This window comes from Anaerococcus sp. HMSC068A02, from assembly GCF_001811125.1.
Taxonomy (GTDB): Bacteria; Bacillota; Clostridia; order Tissierellales; family Peptoniphilaceae; genus Anaerococcus; species Anaerococcus vaginalis_C.
In genome coordinates this window covers 1-2,720 of sequence record NZ_KV803732.1, presented here as the reverse complement: position 1 = coordinate 2,720, position 2,720 = coordinate 1, and the positions used below count along the sequence as shown (strand labels likewise).

The window sequence follows — 2,720 nt, the reverse complement described above, 5'->3', positions numbered from 1 at the left end:
AATCGCTCAATCTTATCTGTACTAAAATAAATAGATGTAGATATAAAATCTAGGTTTGGAGAAATTGATTTAAAGCTAGTTATTTTCTTATGATATACAACATCCACTGAATAAATTTTAAAAAATTGAAACTGAAATAAAGATCTTACATCATGAAGTATAAAAATGTAAAAAAACTGAATAAAACCAATTTACAGAGAAGTATTATATCGAACTTTCTATTTATAAAATAGCTACTAATGAAATTTTAGAAATCTATAAAATATTACCAAACATAAAAGAAATATTAATCAGACTCGATAAGTTGCAATAAAAAAGAATACCCTTATGCAAGAGCATTCTTTGAATAAAGAAGAATTTTCTGACCTTTTTCAGTATAGGAAAAACTATGAAAATCACTTATGGGAAGGAAGTGGAGAGATAAAATGCTATAAGCAGATAAACTTATATCTTTTTAAGATTATTTACAAAATTTTACTCTAAGCTTATTATATTACTTAAGGAGATCCTACTAGATGACCTACGAACATTGTTATAGGAAGTAATAAAATCAAAAGGATATTTAATGCCATAAACAACTTATCCTTTTCCTTTACCCCATATACTAAACCTATTAGTCCAATAATTGGCAGAAAAACATTAATGTGAAATTTATAATAATCTTTATGAATTTCATGAGCATCTATATAATTACTTGATTTGATTTTTATTTCACATCCACCATTAAATTTACAAACAACTTCATAAATACCATCACTGGAAAAATTTAATGGATATTCAACATTTTCATCATGATTTATAACTCCAATATATGCCAATTTATCCATTATTATCCACCATAAAATTTACTACTATATCTTTTAAGAGACATTTTAAAAATAAAGAAGGTTAACAAAAACAAAAATGTTCTTGATAGTAGTAGTTTTATATAATCATGTTGTAGTAAACTTAAAACTTTTATAGTCATCGGAAATGTAATATATCCACTATTAACTACTAAAAGTACCATTAATAAAATGTAATAGTTTATATAAGTAAACAAATCCTTTTTTAATAGTAATAAAATAGATAGAACTATATAACTTGCAGATAGAATTTCTAAAATTGTTAATACATTAAACTTAATACTAATTAAATACACTTCACCTGTTATAAAATAATTAATTCCTTGAAAAAAAATTTGTCCCAAAATATAAAATATTAATTCAGTCCCCAAAATAATATAAAATATCTTTCTAATATTCTTTTTCTCGTTAATTGAATATATTACCATATAGTCTTTCTGTATACATATAAACTTTTCATTTATTACATTTAATACAAAAATAGGCACCAAGAATATTAAAAATACTTGATGAGTCAAAAGACGAAATAAGGAGTTACTCTAGCACTTTTATTGTTTTTTATTACTTCCATTGCATATTCTTCTCCATCTAGTTCATCTAATTCTTTAGTTGCTACTGCCATTTTCTCAGTTTAATATAGATCCTTGCCTAGCTTATCAAAATCGCTGAAGTTATTTATAAGGCTATAGCAATGCAAGTTGAAACTTAGGCTTACTAAATCTGCCATTGTATTAGGTTCTTCTGTAAAGGTCGCAGCACAAAACTTTTCTATTTCCCTTGGACTGAACCCATCAAATCTTTTCATTAAATAGTTTAGTTCATCTATATTTACATTTTTATCAGCCAGTATATTTGAAAATCTTTCATCCCTACTGCCTTCTATATAACAGTTTGACCTTGTACTCATTTCTATTCCTAATTCATTGCATACCTCTTGTAGTTTATCTTCCTCCATTGGAATCCATATGGTTTTTCTTTTATCATCATCCCTTGATTTTTTAATAGTTATATTCAATCTTTTTCCTCCATTCTATTTATTAATTAAAAATAACTCTGTCCCGTATCTATTGATTAAGGCAGAGTTAATTATTGATTTAAATATATAGTCATCTATTAATTCCCTATCTGCTAGCTCATTGATTCTTATACACTCCTTTCCAGTTGATAGGGTCTTTGCAGTTTGGTATAAGGCATAGCCATTGGTATCTATATCCCGAAGACATATTTGTTTTAAGCCAAACTTAACATTTAAAATATGATTTTCAGAAACCTTCCATAGATTTTCATCGGCAGTAAGTAAAAATAGGATAGCAATAAATCTTGGGGATATATCATGAATATCTAGATCTTGGTTTCGAAGAAAATTATAGAATCTTTCTTTGTGGTTATGATTTAAAAAGATTTCCCCCTTGAAATTATTTGCTAGACTTTCTAATCTTTCCTTTAAATAATAATTATTTATCTTTCCAAAGCACTCTCTGACTAGATCCTTATATCTACATCTATCCACATTGATTTTGAAGTTTGAACCAATGTGTCCACACTCCTTACAATCATCATCAACATTAATCACACCAATCTTGCAATCTCCATCACCCCCTTGGCAATTAAAATAATTATTGATGATTATTCCATTTCCTCTTGGCTGGAAATTTGGAACCATAACCATCAATTGCTCTATTCCTTCCAAGGATGTACCATACATAAATAATTTTGACATTGTTCCCAATCCTTTCTTTCTATTTTTAAGCATAAAAAAATGACGAAGTTTATTGGTCTTTAGTTGACCTAAACTTCGCCACCATATTCTCGATATTTAATCTTGATTTATATACAAATAGATGGGGCTGTTGCAAAAGTCCCAAGATAGAAAAA

The 2,720-nt window shown here is 27.2% G+C and carries 3 protein-coding genes and 1 pseudogene; 1 reads left to right on the top strand and 3 read right to left on the bottom strand.

Translation table 11 applies throughout. The features are described from left to right. Positions 1–187: 187 nt before the first annotated feature. Positions 188–424: pseudogene (locus HMPREF2782_RS09645) on the top strand (hypothetical protein); the annotation flags it as partial. 73 nt (positions 425–497) lie between these two features. Here HMPREF2782_RS09645 and HMPREF2782_RS03110 read toward each other — a convergent pair. From HMPREF2782_RS03110 to HMPREF2782_RS03095, 3 genes are all read right to left on the bottom strand, one after another. Then, on the bottom strand, positions 498–827 hold the full coding sequence (locus tag HMPREF2782_RS03110) for a hypothetical protein (RefSeq protein ID WP_000359188.1): 330 nt from the start codon (positions 825–827) through the stop codon (positions 498–500). Between the two features lie 649 nt (positions 828–1,476). After that, positions 1,477–1,860: a hypothetical protein gene (locus HMPREF2782_RS03100; protein WP_001027813.1), complete on the bottom strand. Its 384-nt coding sequence runs from the start codon at positions 1,858–1,860 to the stop codon at positions 1,477–1,479. A 15-nt stretch (positions 1,861–1,875) separates the two neighbouring features. Then, the gene (locus HMPREF2782_RS03095; RefSeq protein WP_008901272.1) at positions 1,876–2,598 is read right to left on the bottom strand and encodes a hypothetical protein; all 723 of its coding nucleotides are present in this window, start codon (positions 2,596–2,598) and stop codon (positions 1,876–1,878) included. Positions 2,599–2,720 lie beyond the last annotated feature (122 nt).